This is a genomic window from Pseudomonas fakonensis, assembly GCF_019139895.1.
In the GTDB taxonomy this organism is placed as follows: domain Bacteria; phylum Pseudomonadota; class Gammaproteobacteria; order Pseudomonadales; family Pseudomonadaceae; genus Aquipseudomonas; species Aquipseudomonas fakonensis.
On the sequence record NZ_CP077076.1, the window covers coordinates 2,504,343 to 2,526,936 of the forward strand.

The following is a 22,594-nucleotide window of genomic DNA, read 5'->3' on the forward strand; positions in this document are numbered from 1 at the left end:
GGCAGATAAGGCACGTTCTGGCAACGAGGGCAGTCCCGCTAATTCCACATCTAGATGCCCTCAGCGATTCGTGCGGCGCGCCCCGCTAGGTGGCATAGCCTCCTACCGGACCTGATGCTAGACGTCCAGCGTTCATGAACAGCGGTGCGACTTGTGCGGTTGAGCATGAAATCAAGTCGGTTCGTCAGATTTTTTGCCTGTTAAAAGATAGATAAAACTATCAACGGAATTATTCAAGAATTGCTCGATTATGTAGACTTTAAACTTACTGAGGTTGGCACGCTTGTGCTGAATAATTTTTTTGAATTCATGCCAGAACTCTGCATCAGCTGCGTAGTAAGGGTGGGCCGGATGAGGGCGTAAGCGATAGTCGACATAACGGCTGTGAACGATTTCGTGAAAGTCTTCGAGCGCAGAGTGCTTGCAGTTTAATATGGCGTTGGAGAGTGCTTCTGCGCTAAGTGTAGAGAAATAAGCAGATGAAGAGCGTTTTTTTAGGATGCCTAGGAGCGCAGTTCTGTCGCCGGACGTCGTGGCGAGGTAGAATTTTTCAGCCTCTTCGCTGGTGGCTTGAGTGGACGCTTCTTGGGATCTCTTTATGTAAGTGGAGTTATTGTTTTTTATTAGCTTTGTCAGCGCTGCTCGAAGGGTGGGGCTGGTACTGGCTACTGTAGAATCTTCAAGCTTGGTATTACCCCAGTGATGACTTTCTCGATAATGATTTTCATAGCTGGCGATAAAGTTTTTGAGCGATGTGGTAGGGAGTGAGCTGAGACCTTCCTCAGAGAAGATAGCTAAGAGTTTGATTTTTTCTATATATAGAGCTGGGGGAGTTTCTGAGTTGTTTTTTACCTCGGATACTAGGGTTTTCAGTAGGTCGTAAAATTCAGGTTCTTCAAGCAGCTTGAATTGTTTTAGCTGCTCGAGCGTGTCTTTCTCTTTGGGGGGGCTTTTGATGAAGTAAGACAGCTTTGAAGTCTCTGGGTTTAGGTTTGAATAATCGTGCTCGATGATTATTTCTCTCCAAAGTGTGTCGTTGAATATAGGGTTCTGCTTCGCAAGATAGCGATTTCTGAAGTCGGAGTTGTGCTGTAGTAATTCCTTTATGTTGTGCCGGTTAGCATTGCTACGTAGCGTGTTTGAAAGAGGGAAGAATGTTCTGATCAGCGCGTTTACGTAGTCTTGATGGGTTTTGTACTGCGGTTCAAGCTGGTCGTGCAGTATGGTGAAGTCGTCAATGGTCTGTTTGACTGTTCTCAGGTTTTTATGGTCGGAGAGCGCGAATGTTTCTAGAATAGCGTCCCGATGCTTGCTTAGAAACTTGTGAGGTTTTAGGAAGCTACTGATTACGGTTTTGGGGTCGTGCCGTACTTCAAAAGTTTTTCCTATGACTTTTTCTTTGAATCTGCTGTAGGCTAATTTGTTCTCGTCTGGTATTTCTTCTTCGTTGGCAATGACTATTGTTTTTATTTTGCAGGAAAGCACTGCATTGTAAATGTATCCAAGTAGCTCGGGTACTTTTATATCGGTTCGTTCAAAGTCATCAAGGATAAGAATAAAATCTTTCTTGTCAGCGATCAGCAGGTTATAAAGATTGATTTCTTTGGAGTCGGCTTTTATCTTGGTTTCGTCGGTGCCGCTCCCATCCAGGTCAAGGCTTATGGTTGCACTGGCAGCCTTTAACAGGGCACCTATTAATTTGGCTGGTTTGGACTCTAGTGCAGGATAGAAGCTACTCAGGATGCGATTGTCTATGTCTCTTGAGGATTTGAGTCCGAAGAGGCTGATGTAAAGGGTTCGTACGTCATCTGAAGTGTTATTTCTTATGAAGTCTTCAATAAAATGGGTTTTGCCACACCCCCATTTCCCATTTAGCAGGATCGCATTTTCGGTGTCGGATTGCTTGAGATACCGTTTAATGCTTTCCGAAATATGATGATTGATATCATTTTTCATGATTTATTGACTCGCTGCATAATAAATGGGCTTTAATTATATTTCTTCCTGCGCCGCCACCCGCTCGCACAGCTCGATGATCTGCTCGCGCATCCAGCGGTTGGCCGGGTCCTGGTCGGTGCTTTCGTGCCAGTACAGGTGGGTTTCCAGCGCCGGCACTTCCACCGGCAGCGGCTGGTGGCGCAACTGGTGGCGGCGGGCGAAGCGCTCCGGCACGGTCATCACCATGTCGGTCTGCTGCAGCACCTGCGAGGCCATCAGGTAGTGCTGCGAGCGCAGCGCCACGCGGCGCTGCACGCCCATCTTGCCTAGGGCCAGGTCAACGTAGCCCAGGCCGTTGCGCCGGCTGGAGATATGGATATGGGTCATGCCCAGGTAGCTGTCCAGGGTCAGCTTGCTGTCGGCCAGCGGGTGGCCGGGGCGCATGGCGCATACGTAGTGGTCCTGCATCAGCTTGACGTGGCGCACCTGCGGGTCAGTGTTCAGCGGCGCGTCCACGGCAAAGTCCAGGCGCCCGGCAGCCAGTTCCTTGGTGGTTTCGCGGCGCTTGCACAGGAAGCTCTCGATCACCAGGGCCGGGGCCAGGCGGCGCAGGCGCTGGAACAGCGGCGGCAATATCACCGCCTCGGTGAGGTCGGTCATGCTGATGCGGAAGGTCTTGCTGGCCTGCTGCGGGTTGAAGATGCGGCTCTCTTGCACCGAGGTGCGCAGCAGGGCCAGGGCGTTGCGCACCGGGCCGATGATGTTCTGCGCCATCGGCGTGGGCACCATGCCCTGGGCGGTGCGCACGAACAGCGGGTCGTTGAAGGTTTCGCGCAGCCGCGATAGGGCGTTGGACACTGCCGGCTGGGTGATGCCGACGATCTGCCCGGCGCGGGTCAGGTTGGCTTCGGTATAGATGGCGTCGAAGACGATGAACAGGTTGAGGTCGACCTTGCTGAGGTTCATGGGCGCCGCTCTTTGTTGGAATTATCGGCGGATCATATATCGGTTATGAATGTTTATACACGTAGAAAATAGGCTAGGTGGATTCAGGCCGGCTGTTCTAGGCTGCGCCCATGTTCTTCACTGACCGAAGGTAGCCCCGATGGATTTCGCCTATTCGCCCAAGGTGCAGGCACTGCGCGAGCGTGTCAGCGCGTTCATGGATGCATACGTGTACCCGGCCGAGCCGGTGTTCGAGCGCCAGGTCGCCGAGGGCGACCGCTGGCAGCCCACCGCGATCATGGAGGAGCTCAAGGCCAAGGCCCGCGCCGAAGGGCTGTGGAACCTGTTTTTGCCCGAGTCCGAGTACGGCGCCGGCCTGAGCAACCTGGAGTACGCGCCGCTGGCCGAGATCATGGGCCGTTCGCTGTTGGGGCCCGAGCCGTTCAACTGCTCGGCGCCGGACACCGGCAACATGGAGGTGCTGGTGCGCTATGGCAGCGAGGCGCAGAAGCGCCAGTGGCTGGAGCCGTTGCTGCGCGGTGAGATCCGCTCGGCGTTCGCCATGACCGAGCCCGATGTGGCCTCGTCTGATGCCACCAACATGGCTGCCACCGCCGTGCGTGATGGCGACCAATGGGTGATCAACGGCCGCAAGTGGTGGACCTCCGGCGCTTGCGACCCGCGCTGCAAGGTGATGATCTTCATGGGCCTGTCCAACCCCGACGGCCAGCGCCACGAGCAGCACTCGATGGTGCTGGTGCCCACCGACGCGGCAGGGGTGAAGATCGTCCGCCCGCTGCCGGTGTTCGGCTACGACGACGCCCCCCACGGCCACGCCGAGGTAGTGTTCGAGAACGTGCGGGTGCCGTATGACAACGTGATTCTGGGCGAGGGCCGCGGCTTCGAGATCGCCCAGGGCCGCCTGGGCCCGGGCCGCATCCACCATTGCATGCGCTCGGTCGGCATGGCCGAACGCGCGCTTGAGCTGATGTGCAAGCGCTCGGTGCAGCGCACCGCCTTCGGCAAGCCACTGGCGCGCCTGGGCGGCAACGTCGACAAGATTGCCGACTCGCGCATGGAAATCGACATGGCCCGCCTGTTGACCTTGAAGGCTGCGTACATGATGGACACCGTGGGCAACAAGGTGGCGCGCAGCGAGATTGCGCAAATCAAGGTGGTGGCGCCCAACGTGGCATTGAAGGTGATCGACCGGGCGATCCAGATTCACGGCGGTGCCGGGGTCAGTGGCGACTTCCCGCTGGCCTACATGTACGCCATGCAGCGCACCCTGCGCCTGGCCGACGGGCCGGATGAAGTGCACCGGGCAGCCATTGGCAAGTATGAGATCGGCAAGTATGTGCCCAAGGAGATGCTGCGCAGCGGGCGGTGAGGGGGCCAGACAGTGTGACCGGCAGCTTCGGGTATGGCGCCGTTCAGGGGGGCGCCCTGCACCCGGTGCGTAGCATTCGGCAATCGAATGCCGCGCGTGCAGGTGGGGCGGCAGCGCAGTTGCTGGCCGGCCATGGGGCTTGGCCTAACGATGAACCGGATTTCAGGGGCGGGGAAGCCTCAAATATCCTCGGCATGTTCTTGAGCAGATGGAATCACCCTGTTGGCGATTACCAAGGAGTGTTGACGCCAAAATAGTGGCTATATAGCATAATGCCACTATTTTGCTATCACTCTCTGCTTCGAGGGATCGAACATGCCTTCACCCGCCCTCGTGGCGAGGTTGTGTCTGGCTTTGCTCTGCCTTTCTCTGCTGAACCTCACCTATGCCGCGCCAACGCCCGGTGAAACCGATCTTATCCGCGAACGCCAGGACCGCTTGCTCGAAGAGCAGCGTCGGCGCCTCGAGGAACTGAAGGAATTACCCGGCAGGCAAGGCACGCCCACGGCCGCGTCGACGCCTGCGGACACTCGCTGTTTTCCGATCAAGGACATTGAGCTCAAAGGCGCCGATAGTCTTTCGGGCAGCGATAAAAACCGTCTGTTCAAACGCTACGTCGGCCAATGCCTGGGTGTTACCCAGCTCAATGAGCTGCTCAAATCCATCACCCACGACTACATCGAAAAAGGCTGGGTCACCAGCCGCGCCTATCTGCCGCAGCAGGATCTCTCCGGCGGGCATCTGCAGGTGCTGGTGGTAGAAGGCAAACTCGAGGGATTGAAAGGCGCGGATGGCAGCCAGTTGTCCGACCGTGAGCTGGCCATGGCTTTCCCTGGCAGTTCGGGAGCGCTGGTCAATCTGCGCGAAATCGAGCAGATGGTCGATCAGCTCAACCGCCTGCCCTCGAATCAGGCACAGATGGAGTTGGCGCCCGGCCAGAGCGTGGGCGGCAGCGAGATACTGGTCAAGAACAACCCGCAGAAGCCTTGGCGTGCCAGCCTGTCACGCAACAACGGTGGCCAGCGCAGCACTGGCGAGCAGCAGTGGAACACCACCCTGGATTGGGACAATCCACTGGGCTTGGCGGATCAGTTGATGCTACGCGGCGGTCGCGATGCCATGACTGATCACCAGCACACGTCCAGCAACGCGATGCTCTATTACAACCTGCCGTGGGGCTGGTGGAACTTCAGTTATACCTACAGCCAGAGCGAGTATCGCTCGCAGATCGCCGCCAACGGTTTCAATTTCAAGCAGACCGGCGACAGTGAAAACCATCAACTGCGTGCCGAGCGGGTGATCCACCGTGATGCCGTGAGCAAGACTTCGCTCAATGCCGGGCTTTCCTACCTGCGCAGCAATAACTTCATCGAAGACAGCAAACTCAAACTCAGCAGCAACCGCATCAGCGAAGCACAGTTTGGTATCAATCACGGGCGTCGTGTCGGCAGTGCTTTCGTCAACCTTGACCTCGGCATGCAGCAGGGGATCGGCGCCTTTGATGCGCAGGGGAGGGGCGATTCCTTCCCGGGCGCGCCCGACGCGCGCTATCGCAAGTACACCGCCACTGCGAGTTACCTGCAACCCTTCAAGCTGTGGGGCGAGTCGTTCAGTTTCTCCAGCCTGATGACCGCACAACGCAGCGAAGATGTCCTGTTCAGCCCGCAGCGCACCAGCCTTGGCGGCCAATCCTCCATCCGTGGTTACAAGGATCAAGCCTTGTCCGGCGACAGCGGTGGCTACTGGCGCAATGACCTGCGCTGGAGCCGTCCGGTAACGCTTGCTTGGTTGCGTCCGGTCTTCGCCGAGTACGGCACCGGCCTGGGTTATGACCAGGGCGTGATCCGTGGCGATCGCTACAACGGTGATCAGCACGGGCGCATGTCGAGCCACTCGCTGGAAGTGTTTGCACGGGGCGATCATCTCGCCGCCAGCGTCACCTTTGCCCATTCCCTGGAACGCCCGGCCGTCCTGACCGAGCGAGAAGCGCCGATCTATTTTCGCGTGGATTTCTTCCTCTAATTACTGCTGCACGAGATCACCCCTATGGACGTTCGCCGCTTCACCTTTCTCGCTCGTCAACCTTCCGCGCAGGTGAAGAGTCGCGAACGTTTCCTGGGGTTGCCCAAACGCGGCCTGGCCTTCCTGTTGGCCAACGTCATGTTCTGGCAACCGATGTGGGCACAGGCGGATGGCATTGTGGTTGCCACGCCGGGCACCACCCTGGACCATGCTGGCAATGGCGTGCCGATCGTCAACATTGCCACACCTAATGGCAGCGGCCTGTCGCACAACCAGTTCGTCGACTACAACGTCGGCACCCAAGGCGTGATCCTCAACAACGGCTCGAGCCAGACCTCGCCCACGCAACTGGGTGGCATGATCATTGGTAACCCGCACCTGAAAAACAGCGGTTCGGCGCAGACCATCCTCAACGAAGTGGTCGGTGGCAGCCCGAGCCAGTTGCGCGGATACACCGAGGTGGCAGGGCAGTCGGCGCGAGTTATCGTCGCCAACCCCTACGGCATTACCTGCAACGGTTGCGGTTTCATCAACACCCCGCGTGCGACGCTGACCACGGGTAAGCCGGTGCTCGATGGCAGCGGGCGCCTGGAGCGTTTTCAGGTTGATCAGGGCAGTGTTGCGATTGAAGGCACCGGGCTCAATGCAACCAATGTCGATCACTTCGAAATCATCACGCGCAGCGCGAAGATCAATGCCGAGATTCAGGCCAACAACCTGACCATCGTCGCGGGTCGTAACGACGTCAACGCCCAGGCCCTGGACGCCACTGCTCGTGCTGACGATGGCAGCGTCAAACCGCAGCTGGCCATTGATTCGTCTGCGTTGGGTGGCATGTACGCCGGAGCGATCAAGCTGGTGGGCACCGAGGCCGGGGTCGGGGTGAAAGTCGCTGGCAATCTGGCCGCCAGTGGCGGCGATATCCAGATCGATGCCAACGGTCATCTGAGCCTGGCGCAGGTATCGGCGGCCGGTGCGGTCAATGTCAAGGCTGCGAGCCTCGACGCGCAGGGTGCGGTGTATGCCGGTAGCCGTGTCGGCCTGCAAACCCAGGCTGACCTCAACAACGCTCATTCCATTGCCGCCCGGGACAGCGTGAACCTTGATGCCGGTAGAACGCTGACCAACAACGGTGTCATCGAAGCCGGGGTCAATGCTGACAACAGCCGCAATGCCAAGGGGGATGTCAGCCTTGTTGCGCAGTCGATCAACAATACCGGTAAAAGTGTGGTGGCCAGCCGCGATCTCACCGTCACTGCTCAACAGAGGTTGAGCAACCAGGGTGGCACGTTAAGCGGGCAGCGCCAGGTCATCGTCAATGCCACCACCCTGGACAACCAGCATCAGGGGCAGGTGCTCAGTGCAAGCCGGCTCAGTCTTACCGCAGACAAGGTACTCAACAATCACGGGGGCCTGATCAAAGGGCAGGGCCAGGTCGATGCCACACTGGGGCACCTGAGCAACACTGCGGGCGAGGTGTCCAGCCAGGGTAACGCGACGTTGATCCTGGGCTCACTGGACAACAGCAGCGGTACATTGATGGCGCAAATGGGGCTCGACCTCAGCGCGAGCGCCGTGATTGACAACCAGGGCGGGCTGGTTTCCGGCTGGCAAGGGCTGACCATCACCGGCACGCATCTGGACAACAGCAACGGCGGTACGCTGTCCAGCCGAAGTGGCGATGTCGGTATCCAACTGAGCGACGCCCTGGTCAACAGTGCTGCAGGTGCTGTGGTCAGTCAGAAAGCCTTGACCATCACCGCGAGCAGTGTCGACAACAGTGCCAAGGGCAACATCTCCAGCACAACTGACCAGACCATCACCGTCAGCGGTCTGCTCGACAACTCGGCAGAAGGGCTGTTGAGCAGCGGTGCGGCCATGACCTTGAAGGTCATGGCGTTGAACAACATCGAGGGTACGCTCAACGCGTCCGGCGACCTGGCGTTCAGTGGCACCGAACTCAACAACAACCAAGGCACTTTCATCGGCCAGCAGGCGATCACCCTCGACCTTCTGGGCGCTCTCATCAACACCCAGGGACGAATGTCGAGTGCCGGGCCTTTGCTGATCGAGCGCAGCACACGGGTTGATAACCAGGGGGGGGAGCTCTCCAGCCAGCGCTGGCTTAGCCTGTTCACTGGCGAGCTGGATAACGGCGCCAAGGGCACGTTGGCGGCCAGCGACAAGCTGCTGATCACCGCCAGTGGTCACGTCGACAATACAAACGAAGGGCTCATCGCCAGTCGTAGTGGTGAACTGCAGTTGGGTGCCGGCAGCCTCGGCAATGCCAAGGGACAGTTGCAGGCCAAGCAAGCGCTGCACGTGGAGGTTGCGGCAGACGTCGGCAACCAGGACGGCCAGATCGTGGCCAAGGAAGGCAAACTATCCGTCAAGGCCGCCAACCTCGAAAACCTGCGTGGCCGCCTCGCCGCGTTGAACGATGGGGTTCGTGTCGAGACTGCCGTCAACGGCACGTTTGACAACCGAAATGGCTCGGCGTACGCGAGAACCCTGCTGGAGGTCGACGCCAGGGAGCTGGACAACAGTGACGGCCAGATCAGCGCCAGGCAGATTGGCTTGAACCTGCAAGGCGCCTTGAACAATCGCAATGGCCTGATCGAAAGCCTGAGCACCCTGGCGACCACCGCCGCCAGTCTCGATAACCAGAACGGGCAGTTGCGCGCGCTGGGCGTTAGCGACAAAACCCGTTTCAGTATCGGTGGCACGTTCGACAACAGCGTCGGTCGCCTGGAAACCGCCAACACCGACCTGACTATCGAGGCCACCGGCTTCAGGAACCAGAGCGGTAGCTTGTTGCATGCAGGTAATGGGGTGTTTGGTCTTTCCATGGCCAACCTCAATGATGTTGGCGGACGCCTGGTGACGCAGGGCGATCTGACCCTGGATACCGACACCTGGACCAACAGCACCTCGATCCAGGCCGAGCGCCTGACAGTCAAGGTCAAGCACTTGACCCAGACCAGCACGGGACAATTGCTGGCCGCCAGTCATCTTGAAGGGGCAGGCACCGATTGGCGCAGCGATGGCCTGATCGGCAGTGACGGCACGCTCAACCTGGACCTTGCGGGCAGCTATGCGGGCAACGGGCGCGTCAGTAGCCTCGGCGACCTGACGCTGCATGCAGATACCCTCGAGCTGCAGGCCAATGGCAGCGTCGCCGGTGGCCGTGACACCCAGATCGATATCGATGCCTTGCTGGTCAACGCCGGACGCATCACCTCCAGCAACAACCTGACCCTGAGGGCCGGCGACATCAATAACGGCGGTACTCTGGGTAGCGGTAAAGACCTGCTGATCGACACCACGACGCTGCTCAACGACCATGGGCTTATCTCCAGCGGTGGTAACGCGCAACTGCTGGCCACAAGTTTCACCAACCGCTATGCCCAGGTGTACAGCCTGGGCTCGATACTGATTGCCAAGGACGCAGCCCAGGCCCAGGCCGATCTGTTGGATAACCGCTCGGGCGGTATCGAAAGCCTGGGGGGGATGACGATTGCAGCCAGCACCCTCAACAACGTGATGGACGTGCTGGAATACACCCCGAATGAAAAAGCGGATACCCGTATCGTCCGCCTACCGTGTGAGCAGATTCCAGTTGCTGGCTGCGATGCTCGCGGCGGGGGGCGTATCAATGGCCTTTGGGAAATCTATGAAACCGATCGCCTGAAGGTCAACAATAGCAGTGCTTCGTCCAGCCTGAGCAGCGGCGCGGACCTGTTGATCGACACCCAGATATTGACCAACACCAGTAGCACCGTAGCCGCTGCCGGTAACCTGCTGGTCAATGCCGCCACCATCAAGAACCAGGGGCTGCAAAACCAGCAAATCCACACCGTTCGCCGGTACTGGAGCTTCGTCAACGAGACTGGCAATGCCGCCGCCCTGGCGGACGTTTTCAACGCTCGAAACAACCCCAATCCATCGGCTTCGTTTGCGCCTGACCTGAGCGCCTTCCTGGGGTGGATGGGCGTGTTGCTTGCGCAAAAAAGCACCGTCACCGATGACGATCAGTCTTACGCAGCGGTCATTCAGGCCGGTGGCAACGCCACCCTCAATGCCGGTCAGACGCTCAACAACAGTGTGGTGCGATCGTTCTATGCCTACGTAGGGGCGGGTCAAACCCAGGCCGACACCAGCGCCGGCAGCGGCTACTCGACACCTGTCTTCATCAACGCCCAGCTTCCCCCGGAAGTGGCCCAACAACAGCTCAACCCGGTGACGTTGCCGGGCTTTACCTTGCCCACCAATCAGAATGGTTTGTTCCGCTTGAGCAGTCAGGGCTCGAGTGCGACCAGCGCACCCACCCCTCTGGCGATTGCGGGGCTGCCCGACCAATCGGCGCAATCCAAACCGCATAAATACCTGATCGAAACCAACCCAGCGCTGACCGACTTCAAGCAGTTCATGAGCTCGGATTACCTGTTGAGCAATCTCGGCTATGACCCGGATTCAAGCGCCAAGCGCCTGGGTGACGGGCTCTATGAGCAGCGAATGATCCAGCAGGCGGTCACTGCCCGCACGGGACAACGCTTCCTCGACGGCCAGGACAGCGACGAGAAGCTGTTCAAGTACCTGATGGACAACGCCGTCCAGAGCAAGCAACAACTCGACCTCGCGGTCGGCGTGAGCCTGACGGCGGAACAGGTTGCCGCGTTGACCCACGACATCGTCTGGCTGGAAAGCCATGAAGTGAACGGCGAACAGGTGCTGGTGCCAGTGCTCTACCTGGCTCACTCCAACAACCGCCTGGCACCCAACGGCTCCCTGATCGCGGGCAAGGACGTAAGTCTGATTACCGGCGGGGATTTGAACAACGTCGGCACTCTGCGCGCGGCCAACAATGTGTCGGTGGTGGCAGGAGGGAGCCTGTCTAATAGTGGGTTGGTGGAGGCAAGCAAGGGCCTGAGTCTGACGGCGGGTCAGGATCTGTTGAACAAGGCAGGTGGCATTGTCGCGGGGCAAGATGTGGCTTTGGCGGCAGTTCAAGGGGATGTGGTCAACGAACGCACTTTGACCTCGCACCAAAGCAACAAAGGGCCCTACGCGCAGCAGCGGGATTTTGTCGACAATGCGGCACGGATCGAGGCGGCGAACAACCTCTCGATCAACGCGGGTCAAGATTTCAATAACAGCGCCGGCGTATTGAAGAGCGCCGCTGATGTCCATATAACCGCTGGTCGCGATGTCAGCCTGACAGCTGTGGCGCAAGTGGTCGGCAACCAGTTGAACGCCAACTACCGCGACAGCAATGTAACCCAGCATGGTTCGGTGCTTGAGTCGGGCCGCGATCTGGCCATCGATGCAGGTCGAAATATCACGGCAACGGCTAGCCAGATTGCGGCCAGCCGCGATGTTTCGATGTCGGCCAAAGAAAACCTGACATTGGACGCTGCGGCGAATGAGCAGCATTGGCTGAGCCAAACCAAGCGTTTCAAGGGGCAAGAGGACCATGTTCAGCAGGTGTCCACCACTTTGGTGGCGGGCGGCAATGTAGCGCTCACGGCCGGCAAGTCCCTTGAGTTGGTGGCCAGCCGCGTGACGGCAGGGGATGAGGCCTATCTCTATGCCGGCGGCGACGTGAATCTCGGCACCGCACAAAACAGCGACTACAGCTACTACCGCAAGACCAAGACCAGCAGCTCCGGGCTGTCGAGCAGCCAGAAGACCCGTATTGACAGCTCGCGCTCCGTCACCCAGGAGGGCTCGTCGGTCAGCGGCGACACGGTGGTGGTCCGCGCAGGGGGAGATATCGGCGTATCAGGCAGCAACATCGTGGCCACCCACGATGCGAGCCTGCTGGCCGGTGGCAACATCCAGATCGAGAGCGCCACGGAAACCTTCGAGCAAAGCCACTCGACGTCGCAGAAGAAGGCCGGCCTGTTCAGCAGCGGCGGGATCGGCTTCACCCTGGGCTCGACCAGCCAGGAGAACACCTCCACCAGCATCAGCGAGAGCGCCAGGGCCAGCACGGTCGGCAGCGTGCTCGGCAACGTCTCCATCGGGGCGGGCAAGAACCTGGGCGTCAAAGGCTCCGAGGTCATCGCCGGCAAGGACATTACCCTGGTCGGACAGAGCGTCGAAATCGTTGCGGCCGAAAACCACAACGTCAGTGAACAGACCTCCAAGAGCAAGAGCAGCGGCCTGACCTTTGCCTTGTCCGGCACGGTAGGCAGTGCCATTGACGCTGCCTACCAGACGATCAAGCAAGCGACTCAGGAAGAAGACAGCCGGCTTTCGGCTCTGCAAGGCGTCAAGGCCGGCTTGACCGGCGTTCAGGCCTGGCAGGCCGCGCTGGAAAATGGCGGTATGACGTCAGAGAACGTCGGCCAGTTCGTCGGCGTCGCCATCTCGCTCGGCGCACAGAAGTCCAGCTCGCGGCAGACCCAGGAACAGACCATCAGCCAGGGCAGCAGCCTGACCAGCGGCAACGACCTCACCATCGTGGCCACGGGCAATGGCAGCGATACCACCGGCGGCGATATCCGTGTGCAGGGCAGCAAGCTCAAGGCCGGTAACGATCTGTCGCTGGCTGCTGAGCGCGACATTCTGCTGGAAGCCGCAGCCAACACGCAGAAACTGGAAGGCAAGAACAGCAGCAGTGGCGGTGCCATCGGCGCCAGTATCGGTGTCGGTCCGCAGGGCGGCGGCCTGAGCATTTTTGCCAATGCCAACAAAGGTACGGGCAACGAGAAGGGTAACGGGACGACCTGGACGGAAACGACCCTCGATGCCGGGAACCAGGCCAGCTTGCTCAGCGTGCGGGATACCACGCTCAAGGGCGCGCAGGTCAACGCCGACAAAGTCGTCGCTGACGTTGGGCGTGACCTGACGCTGCAGAGCCTGCAGGATACCGACGACTACAAGTCCAAGCAGAGCAATATCAGCGGTGGGGTGAGCGCCACCATCATTGGTGTAGGCGGGGCGAGCGGTAGCCTCAGTGTCAGCCAGAACAAGCTCGACTCCAAATACCAGAGCGTGCAGGAGCAGACCGGGCTGTTCGCCGGCAAGGGCGGCTACCAGATCGAGGTGGGCAAGCACACCCAACTCGACGGCAGCGTCATCGCCAGCACCGCTGAGACTGACAAGAACCGCCTGAGTACTGGCACCTTGGGCTGGAGCGATATCGAGAACAAGGCCAGGTTCAAGAGCCAGATGGCCAGTGCCAGCATCAGCGGTGGCAACGGCGGCTCGACGGGCTTCACCAGCAACATGCCCAGCGGCATGCTGATTGCGTACAGCCACAGCGGTAGCGCCAGTGGTACTACGTCGTCGGCGATTTCCGAGGGCGCCCTGGAGATTCGCGATCCGGGCCAGCAGAAGCAAGACGTCGCGACCCTGAGCCATGACGTCGAGCATGCCAACGACAGCATCAGCCCGATCTTCGACAAGGAGAAAGAGCAGCGCCGCCTTCAGCAGGTGCAATTGATTGGTGAGATCGGGACGCAGGTGTCGGATATCGTGCGCACCGAGGGGCTGCGCAAGGCCAAGGAGGAGGCAAAGGCCGAGCTTGCGAAGCAGGGTATCTACGAGCCTGAGAAAGGTGCCGACCAGACGGTTGTCACGGCGTATCAGGAGCAGCTGGCCGCTACCAATGCTTACCAGACGATCATGGGCAAGTACGGGACGGGAGGCGATTATCAGAAGGTAACTCAGGCGGTAGCGGCGGCATTACAAGGCCTTGCGGGTGGGAACATTGGTGGTGCGCTGGCTGGCGCCTCGGCGCCGTATCTTGCCGGGGTGATCAAACAGGTTGCCGGTGACAACGGCACCGCTCGAGTGATGGCACATGCCGTGCTGGGTGCGGTGGTGGCACAGGCTCAAGGCAATTCGGCAATAGCAGGAGCTGCCGGTGCGGCAGGTGGAGAGCTCGCCGCTCAAGTGATAACCCGGCAGTTGTACGGCACCGATGATCCCCACTCCCTCAGCGAAGAGCAAAAACAGACGGTGGCTGCGCTATCGACGTTAGCTGCTGGGTTTGCAGGAGCAATTGCAAGCGGCGATGGCGCGGGGGCTGTAGCGGGAGCGGGTGCTGGCAAGAATGCGGTCGAGAACAATCATCTGAGCCTGGATGGGCGGATGTACCTGAAGCAGCTGGAGCGCGAATACGCCTTGGCGTGCGGTGGTGCTGCAGGGGCATCGGGTGAATGTCAGGAACAGGCTGACGAGATCCGCAAGCTGCGCCGGCTGGGTGACAGTGTGCTGGAGACCGAGCACATCGTGGTCGGGTCGGATATGGGACCGGACCATTCCATCGCTAACCAGCCAGGCGATATCGTTGCCTGCGCGAATTCGGTCAACGGGTTCTGCCAGGTTACCGGTGAGGCGATAGAGACACCGGCGGGCAAGGAATGGAAGCTGGTCGCGGCAACTGATGCCGAGGCAGCAGAGCAGACTCAGCGAAACAAGCAGGCGGTCGAGCGCGCAAACCTCGCTGCCCAGAAGCTGGCGCTCGAGGCCTTTGAGTCGGGATGTAACGGGGTTGGGATAAGTGCGACCGCCTGCCAGCTTTATAAAGCGTTAGGGGGTGCAAATCCGATTAGTGGGTACGAGCCGACGACCAACGAGCGCCTTCTGGCGGGAGCTGGAGCCATCCTCAACGCGCTTGGGTTGATTGGGGCGATACGTGGCGGTGGGCTGAGTGGAAGCGCGGCGGAGAGTTCGATAGACTCGGGTGTAAAAGCGACTGGTGGCGCTGCCGGAAAGGTAGATGATCTAGCCACTAGTGGCTTAAGTTCAGCGTCAAACCTTCCAAGTGGAGCAGGTCTTGGTGGTTTCAAGGTCGGCTTAAGTGCAGACGACATCACTGCTATAAATTCACAGTTTGGCGGTTCGGTTTCATTCAGAGAGGTTGATACGGCTATTGCAAATGCTGCCAATTATGATGGTTTTTATAATAAGGCTGGCTCAATGATCAGGGATATTGCTGGCGGGCATCTGTTTGATAATGGAAATAAACGGACTGCTGTTGAAGTGGTTGAGCAGTTGATTATAAAAAACGGCGTGGATGGCCCGCCAAAACAAATTATTTGGAATGTTGTGGATAAGGTTGCGACGGGGAAGCTAACTAGTGTCCAAGATATTTCAAAAGCATTAAGAGGGCTGAATTAATGTCTTTCAACGAGCTTTCTGAAAAGTATGCAGCCCGTTTCGGTTCGCCAAGTATGGATAGCGTTGGGTTAGAGGAATTTATTCAAATATTAGAGTTGGTGGCGATGAAAAATAAGGGTTTTTTTATATTTAAGGTGGATGGTGAAAGAGAGTGTAATATTTATACTTTTATTTTAAATATGTCGACAAGTAACGATATTTTAATAAGAAAAGATACAGATAGCATAAGGGAAGGTATGGAATTCTTTTTCTCTGAGCTTGAGCGGGTCGGCATATATCCATAACCTGATATGTAGATATTTTGCTTGGTCCCGATAGCAGAACTCGCACTGGTGTTTTCTGTAAATGTCATTGGAATTACACCGGCCCCGCGCCGGTGTTGTTGTATCTGCTTACTGCAAAACCTCCCGTCCTTCGCTGCTCGCTTTGGTCGTAGCCTGAGCGATCAGGGCATCAAGCATCTGCGCAACGAATTTCTGTTGGCTCTTAGGTAGCTGGTCGATGGCTTCCAGTTGCTGCTGCCATTTTGGAGCCGGTCCACGCTTACGCACAGTGGTTTCCTGCTGCTGACCAAATAGATCTTCGAGTGTGGCCGAAAGGAGTCGAGCCAGCTCTGGTAACGCCGCTACCTGGATAAGCCGCTTACCGGACTCATAGGCTTGAATAGTCTGCTGCGACACGCCCAGCCGTTCAGCCAGTTGGGTTTGGGTGATGCCGTACTCTTTGCGCAGGCGGGCAATCCGCTCGCCCAGAGCAATGAAAAAATCACGTTCTTCGTTGGTGATGCTCATGGCTGTCGTCGACGAAATCTGTAATAGGACAGCCATTAACGTACTCCAGGCTTTACCACTGCTTGTTGTAAACACTACTATTGGTGGTATATTGTCGTTGAGTTGTTTTTGCTTTCCCCTCTTGACAGCTTTAAAAGCCGATGCTGGCAAGCTGCCTAAAAATTTTCACGGTCGGATGCTAGATGATGGCGATTATGTAGGTAAGGTTGGCGAAGTTATCGGGAATATTAGAGATTATCTGCCGTGAGTGTAAAATCCAGAATTACACCTGTAGCATCAGATTATGAAACCTGTGCTGAGTGCTATGTCAGGCTAATGATTTTTTCCGGAGAGTTTCATCCAGACGAAATTACTAAGCTTTTGCAGATTCAGCCTACAGTCGCAAATTTTGCTGGGGAAAAGGTTACAAATAGTCGGGGGCTTACCAGGGAAGTAAAAGACTCGATGTGGTTCCTGTCTACTGAAAGTGACATATCCTCTAAAGATATCAGGGAACATATCGATTGGCTGGTCGAAACTATTTATCCGCATCGTGAATCACTAAATAAAATTCAAGAGATGGATGGTGTTAAAGTTACCTTGAAGTGCGTGTGGTTTTCTTTGTTGGGGCACGGCGGCCCAGTACTTTGGCCTGAGCAAATGCGCGCTTTGGCGGATCTGGATTTAGAGTTGTCTTTTGATATTTATTTTGCCGAAAATTAGAGGGTGTAAAAGGCATTTCTCCAGTTGTCACTGCCGAGGGGGAAATCGGGGGGCAGCATTTACTGATGTAAACCAAACGGCTCACCCAATTGCTCAGGCAAACCCAGATGAGCTAACCCTGATAGCTGATCGAGTAGCGACCAAGATTGAAGCAACAGGAAAACCGTTGCCGAACGGAAATATGGCCGACGCTCATGCAGAAATTCGAGTCATACAGCAAGCATATAATGCTGGCAAGATTCGGGGAGCTGATATGGCTATGGGCGTTGCAGGTAAATATGTATGTGGTTTTTGCAAAGATGATATAGCAGTAGCGGCGGAAAGGCCGGATTGAAATCTTTAACTGTTCAAACGATGGATGACGTAACGAGATTGCCAGAAAAATATGAAAGGGTGGAGGTGAGTTGTGAAAAATTTTTCCCAGATTTGTACTCTGACCTTGTCCCGGGTATGTCAGCTGCTGGATTTTTTTTAGGTGAATCGTTTCCCAGTGTTAGCAATAAAGTTGGTGCGGTTGAGTGGTACGGTCCGGAAGTGTCTGTTCGTGATGTTCTTCTTCAGAATAACTCATGGGTGGGAGTTGAGAGGAGGATTGGTTTCGGTAATGAACGGTTGCTCTCATATAGATTTATGAATGAGGCGGTGTCGCTGTACTTTGAAAATAGCGGAAAGCTTTATAGGATTGCCGTAGGTGAAGGGTATTGTGGGAAGTTTAATGATGTCGGTGTGGGGGATGATCTACGGAGTTTGGGGAAGGGGTTTGATGTTTTGTTTAATGACGCTGATGATGACTTTCTTTTAGGGGGAAATGGAAGCATAGTGACGGGAGTTAGTTTTGTGACGGACCACAGGGCTTCGTTGGAGGACGCTCCAGAGCAATTTATTAATTTTATATCAATACATGACTGGGCCCTTCGATAAAAAATAGTGGGCAAGCCGCATTTTTCTCATAAGCCCATAAAAACAAGTAAGGGGCGATAATGTAGAATGATACTCTAGTTGAAGCGTGTGTTGGTAATGGTGTGGGGGCATATGCTGGAAGCCAAAGCCAAAGCCAAAGCCAAAGCCAAAGCCAAAGCCAAAGCCCAGGTTTATTAGTGAGTGGTGAAGCGTATCCACCACGGCTGGTGCAAAAGCGACAGATGTGTCGATCAAGCTGTCGGATCAATAAAGAATGTTAATCCGGGTTGTCCAGACGCAAGTCGAACTCATAACTGTGTCAATTACTCTATTGCTACTGATGCGACACTGGCGGGAAATCCTGCATCTGCATTGCCAGTCAACCATGCAAAAGGTGTTTCATTGACTGTGCTGGAAAAGCAATTCGGCTTTAATTTTTTGGCCCTGTAATAGCGCCTGAGAATATTGCGCAACAAATGGCAAGCTCCGGCAATGGTGCTCGGGGGATCGTTTTTGGTTCTTATGGGCGGTGTCAGCCAGGGCATGTGTTCAATGTGATTAGTCAGAACGGTGTTGTTAGATTCCTTGATGGGCAGACCGGGAAGCCAGCAAATCTTAGTAATTTCAAAGCACTGCAGCTGTTGAGGAAAAATTGATGGTCACTTGTGCGTATGCCTTGGAGTTGGCGAAGGAGTATCTAAGGGACTCCGAAGTTGCTTTGCAAATCAAGTGAGAATCCTAGGACGGAATGGTAATAATCGAAGGGCAATGGACTCAGAGTATAAAGTATTGTCGCATTTGGCAGATAAGCTAACGCCCAAGTCGCAAGGGTCGTGAATCCTTGCTCGGAGCTCCCAGTCTGTGTCTCATGTAGTGGGGTTATAAGTCGGTTTCAACAAAGGTTCCCCGGTGTGCTTGTTAACGTAGAGACAGGACGCCCAAGATGAAAAGCGTTCGGGATATTTTTCATGAGTTGGTGCTGAGAGGAGTGATTTCAAAGTCTACTCTTGTTGGCTGCTCTGATATGGATATTGCTTCAGTCGAGCAATACTTTAGTTGTAAAGTTCCGTTAGCATACCGTGAGTTTTTGATGGTTGCGGGGCGTTCGGCTGGTAAGATTTTTTGTGGTGTAGATATATTTTATCCGAGGTTGCTTGGTCTGAGGCTCGAGGCGGAAGAGTTACTTGATGAGTTGAGTCTCTCTGGTTTGCTGCCTACGGATGCTAAGGTGTTTAGCATGCATCAAGGATATGAAATTAATTATTTTCTACCAGTCTCTGACGATCCGCCAGTATTTCAATTTTTCGAAGGTCGGAGTTTGACAGCTAAAGCTTGGGATAGTTTTTCAGGCTTTTTAATAGCGTCGATAGAGAGCCATCTTTTGCAATGGCCTGACTTAAATTAGCACGATTCAGGGTACGGCTTCGAATACAATAAGGTGCAAAGCAAATGTGGGGGCATTAAGTCAGGTTTCGCCATACGGCATAAAAAAGTATGCAGGTGGGTCTTCGGATCCGCAGTATATGCATCAGATTAAAAGTTATATGCTATCTAGTAATCATGGTTTACAGTACCTAAAGGACGCATTGCTGGCTATGCAGGTAGTAAGGGTACGTATTATGTTACTGAGGGTGAACATCGCATGGTCGCTGCGCAGGAAATATACAAAAAGACTGGGGACGCCTCGTTTATTGAGAAACTGTTGAGGAATGGGGCTTGGGCTCAGGCGAAAATTGCTCCTGCCGGAGCTGCATCCATACCGATTAGAAAGTGACGGTTCTCTATATGAAAAAAATATTATATACGTCAGAATGTTGGCTCTTTCTTTGCCATATATTAGAAATATTCAAACTTGGGATGAAAAGACAAAGGGTAAGGACAGGTCATGTTATTTTGAGGTGGAATTGATCCATAATCTCACCGTTACTTTGTTGGAGTCTGAGTTTTTTGATCATGATATATGGTTCCTGAATCGTCAGGCTAGGAGCTATTTGGAGAACTGCAGTGATGAGATTTCGCCTAATTATCATGAGCACTTGAAGTGTATAAAGGCGCTTTTTGAGCTTGTGCCTGATGCGCTTAGGCCGAAATTATTATGGCCTGGACCGTAAACGGTCTAAAGAGGGCCGTGGGGAGGGCGAAAGTCCTGGGTGTTCGCGGTCACGGGACTGGCCAAGACGCTTCGGCAAAATGCGGAAAAAAGGGTGATAGGTAAAAAGGCAACAGATCCATTTACACCCAGCTCGACGGCAGCGTCATCGCCAGCACCGCTGAGGCTGACAAGAACCGCCTGAGTACTGGCACCTTGGGCTGGAGCGATATCGAGAACAAGGCCAGGTTCAAGAGCCAGATGGCCAGTGCCAGCATCAGCGGTGGCAACAGCGGCTCGACGGGCTTCACCAGCAATATGCCCAGCGGCATGCTGATTGCCTACAGCCACAGCGGTAGCGCCAGTGGTACTACGTCGTCGGCGATTTCCGAGGGCGCCCTGGAGATTCGCGATCCGGGCCAGCAGAAGCAAGACGTCGCGACCCTGAGCCATGACGTCGAGCATGCCAACGACAGCATCAGCCCGATCTTCGACAAGGAGAAAGAGCAGCGCCGCCTTCAGCAGGTGCAATTGATTGGTGAGATCGGGACGCAGGTGTCGGACATCGTGCGCACCGAGGGGCTGCGCAAGGCCAAGGAGGAGGCAAAGGCCGAGCTTGCGAAGCAGGGTATCTACGAGCCTGAGAAAGGTGCCGACCAGACGGTTGTCACGGCGTATCAGGAGCAGCTGGCCGCTACCAATGCTTACCAGACGATCATGGGCAAGTACGGGACGGGAGGCGATTATCAGAAGGTAACTCAGGCGGTAGCGGCGGCATTACAAGGCCTTGCGGGTGGGAACATTGGTGGTGCGCTGGCTGGCGCCTCGGCGCCGTATCTTGCCGGGGTGATCAAACAGGTTGCCGGTGACAACGGCACCGCTCGAGTGATGGCGCATGCCGTGCTGGGTGCGGTGGTGGCACAGGCTCAAGGCAATTCGGCAATAGCAGGAGCTGCCGGTGCGGCAGGTGGAGAGCTCGCCGCTCAAGTGATAACCCGGCAGTTGTACGGCACCAGCGATCCCCACTCCCTCAGCGAAGAGCAAAAACAGACGGTGGCTGCGCTATCGACGTTAGCTGCTGGGTTTGCAGGAGCAATTGCAAGCGGCGATGGCGCGGGGGCTATTGCGGGAGCGGGTGCTGGCAAGAATGCGGTCGAGAACAATCATCTGAGCCTGGATGGGCGGATGTACCTCAAGCAGCTGGAGCGCGAATACGCCTTGGCGTGCGGTGGTGCTGCAGGGGCATCGGGTGAATGTCAGGAACAGGCTGACGAGATCCGCAAGCTGCGCCGGCTGGGTGACAGTGTGCTGGAGACCGAGCACATCGTGGTCGGGTCGGATATGGGACCGGACCATTCCATCGCTAACCAGCCAGGCGATATCGTTGCCTGCGCGAATTCGGTCAACGGGTTCTGCCAGGTTACCGGTGAGGCGATAGAGACACCTGCGGGCAAGGAATGGAAGCTGGTCGCGGCAACCGATACCGAGGCTGCAGAGCAGACTCAGCGAAACAAGGAGGCGGTCGAGCGCGCAAACCTCGCTGCCCGGAAGCTGGCGCTCGAGGCCTTTGAGTCGGGATGTAACGGGGTTGGGATAAGTGCCACCGCCTGCCAGCTTTATAAAGCGTTAGGGGGTGCAAATCCGATTAGTGGGTACGAGCCGACGACCAACGAGCGCCTTCTGGCGGGAGCTGGAGCCATCCTCAACGCGCTTGGGTTGGTTGGGGCGATACGTGGCGGTGGGCTGAGTGGAAGCGCGGCGGAGAGTTCGATAGACTCGGGGGCAAAAGGGGCTGCAACTTCTGGAAAGAATGTTAATCCGACCAGCGCATTAACGGATGCTGAGGCTGGCGTTAGTGGCCTACCCAAAATAGGCTCTTTGAAAGGTGAGCCTGAACTTCCGCCAAAAAACGCCAGCCCAGAAATGGTGCGCTCGATTGACCGCCAAAATGAAGCCTCTAAAAAAATGGCTCAGGCGGGATATGACGTTGAGCAGTTACCTAATACAGGGAAAAACGTTGCTAATCCTGATCTGCGAATTAATGGAGAGTTGGCTGATGTGTATTCGCCAATAACGAGCAGCCCAATTTCTGTGCTAAAAACAGTAGCCGGCAAGGTCAAGACTCAGGCTAACAATATAGTTGTGAGCCTAGCGGACTCGCCTTTAACGTTTGGGCAAATAGAGAAAGCCTTGAGTGCTAATCCAGTGGATGGCCTGAAGAAACTCTATCTAATGAAGGGTGGTGAGTTTAAGGTGATTGAGGTTGCCAAATGACAATTACTATGAATCTTGAGGTGGAAGTTGGTGTGTCTCTTGAGGAAATTGCCTCTGTTCTATTAGGTATGAATGCTAAGTTTGTTCTTGAGGCCTCTTCTTTGACTGGAAATTTCAAAGAGTCTAACTGTTACTTTCTCTTTTGGTACCAAACCCCCCCATGTGATATTTCTGCTGAGGGGGTTGATAAAGAATTTAAGGTGGGGTTGGAGGGTGTATTTAACTCACGTATTAGCTCTTTGGCGGAAAGCTGGAGCGATATGAAGATATTTCTTGAGGGATTGGCAGAGAAAATAAAGCTAAGATTTTTCCTCTCGTTCCAATATGAGAGTTTGTATGCGGCCGGCGATGGTTCCTGTGTACGGTTTTTAAAAAATATGGTTGATTAGTGAGAGGGTAAGTATCCCCGGT

General features: G+C 55.8%; 15 protein-coding genes. 12 read left to right on the forward strand and 3 right to left on the reverse strand.

The features are described from left to right. Positions 1-171 precede the first annotated feature (171 nt). Complete coding sequence (locus KSS94_RS11375; RefSeq protein WP_217843071.1) at positions 172-1,956, reverse strand: P-loop NTPase fold protein; 1,785 nt, start codon at positions 1,954-1,956, stop codon at positions 172-174. Positions 1,957-1,992: 36 nt separating this feature from the next. Then, positions 1,993-2,904 carry a LysR family transcriptional regulator gene (locus KSS94_RS11380; protein ID WP_217843072.1) on the reverse strand — a complete coding sequence of 304 codons (912 nt, stop codon included), beginning with the start codon at positions 2,902-2,904 and terminating at the stop codon, positions 1,993-1,995. Between the two features lie 139 nt (positions 2,905-3,043). On the opposite strand from KSS94_RS11380, the gene KSS94_RS11385 reads away from it, so the two are divergent. From KSS94_RS11385 to KSS94_RS11400, 4 genes are all read left to right on the forward strand, one after another. Then, positions 3,044-4,273, forward strand: coding sequence for an acyl-CoA dehydrogenase (locus KSS94_RS11385; protein ID WP_217843073.1), 1,230 nt, complete (start codon positions 3,044-3,046; stop codon positions 4,271-4,273). A 315-nt stretch (positions 4,274-4,588) separates the two neighbouring features. Beyond that, the gene (locus KSS94_RS11390; RefSeq protein ID WP_217843074.1) at positions 4,589-6,295 is read left to right on the forward strand and encodes a ShlB/FhaC/HecB family hemolysin secretion/activation protein; all 1,707 of its coding nucleotides are present in this window, start codon (positions 4,589-4,591) and stop codon (positions 6,293-6,295) included. Between the two features lie 24 nt (positions 6,296-6,319). Then, positions 6,320-15,427 (forward strand): hemagglutinin repeat-containing protein, encoded by a 9,108-nt coding sequence (locus KSS94_RS11395; RefSeq protein ID WP_217843075.1) that lies wholly within the window; start codon positions 6,320-6,322, stop codon positions 15,425-15,427. Further along, entirely contained in the window at positions 15,427-15,711 is a 285-nt protein-coding gene (locus KSS94_RS11400) for a hypothetical protein (protein WP_217843076.1), read from the forward strand. The genes KSS94_RS11395 and KSS94_RS11400 overlap by 1 nt, the downstream gene beginning before the upstream one ends. Positions 15,712-15,819: 108 nt before the next feature. Here the strand turns inward: KSS94_RS11400 and KSS94_RS11405 are convergent, their stop codons facing one another. After that, a complete protein-coding gene (locus KSS94_RS11405; RefSeq protein WP_217843077.1) occupies positions 15,820-16,218 on the reverse strand; it encodes a helix-turn-helix transcriptional regulator in 399 nt (132 codons plus the stop codon). Here KSS94_RS11405 and KSS94_RS11410 point away from each other — a divergent pair. From KSS94_RS11410 to KSS94_RS11445, 8 genes are all read left to right on the forward strand, one after another. Continuing rightward, entirely contained in the window at positions 16,217-16,465 is a 249-nt protein-coding gene (locus KSS94_RS11410) for a hypothetical protein (RefSeq protein WP_217843078.1), read from the forward strand. The genes KSS94_RS11405 and KSS94_RS11410 overlap by 2 nt on opposite strands. Beyond that, positions 16,462-16,920 carry a DUF4279 domain-containing protein gene (locus tag KSS94_RS11415; protein WP_225935869.1) on the forward strand — a complete coding sequence of 153 codons (459 nt, stop codon included), beginning with the start codon at positions 16,462-16,464 and terminating at the stop codon, positions 16,918-16,920. Before KSS94_RS11410 ends, KSS94_RS11415 begins: the two co-directional genes overlap by 4 nt. Beyond that, positions 16,907-17,254, forward strand: coding sequence for a cytidine deaminase-like fold-containing protein (locus KSS94_RS27565; protein WP_437180009.1), 348 nt, complete (start codon positions 16,907-16,909; stop codon positions 17,252-17,254). The genes KSS94_RS11415 and KSS94_RS27565 overlap by 14 nt, the downstream gene beginning before the upstream one ends. After that, the gene (locus KSS94_RS11425; RefSeq protein WP_217843080.1) at positions 17,251-17,841 is read left to right on the forward strand and encodes a hypothetical protein; all 591 of its coding nucleotides are present in this window, start codon (positions 17,251-17,253) and stop codon (positions 17,839-17,841) included. Before KSS94_RS27565 ends, KSS94_RS11425 begins: the two co-directional genes overlap by 4 nt. Positions 17,842-18,296: 455 nt before the next feature. After that, positions 18,297-18,476 (forward strand): toxin glutamine deamidase domain-containing protein, encoded by a 180-nt coding sequence (locus tag KSS94_RS27455; RefSeq protein ID WP_217843081.1) that lies wholly within the window; start codon positions 18,297-18,299, stop codon positions 18,474-18,476. A gap of 287 nt (positions 18,477-18,763) precedes the next feature. After that, entirely contained in the window at positions 18,764-19,225 is a 462-nt protein-coding gene (locus tag KSS94_RS11435) for an SMI1/KNR4 family protein (protein ID WP_217843082.1), read from the forward strand. 945 nt (positions 19,226-20,170) lie between these two features. Next, on the forward strand, positions 20,171-22,183 hold the full coding sequence (locus tag KSS94_RS27215) for a VENN motif pre-toxin domain-containing protein (protein ID WP_225935870.1): 2,013 nt from the start codon (positions 20,171-20,173) through the stop codon (positions 22,181-22,183). Continuing rightward, on the forward strand, positions 22,180-22,572 hold the full coding sequence (locus KSS94_RS11445) for a hypothetical protein (protein ID WP_217843083.1): 393 nt from the start codon (positions 22,180-22,182) through the stop codon (positions 22,570-22,572). Before KSS94_RS27215 ends, KSS94_RS11445 begins: the two co-directional genes overlap by 4 nt. Positions 22,573-22,594: the final 22 nt, after the last annotated feature.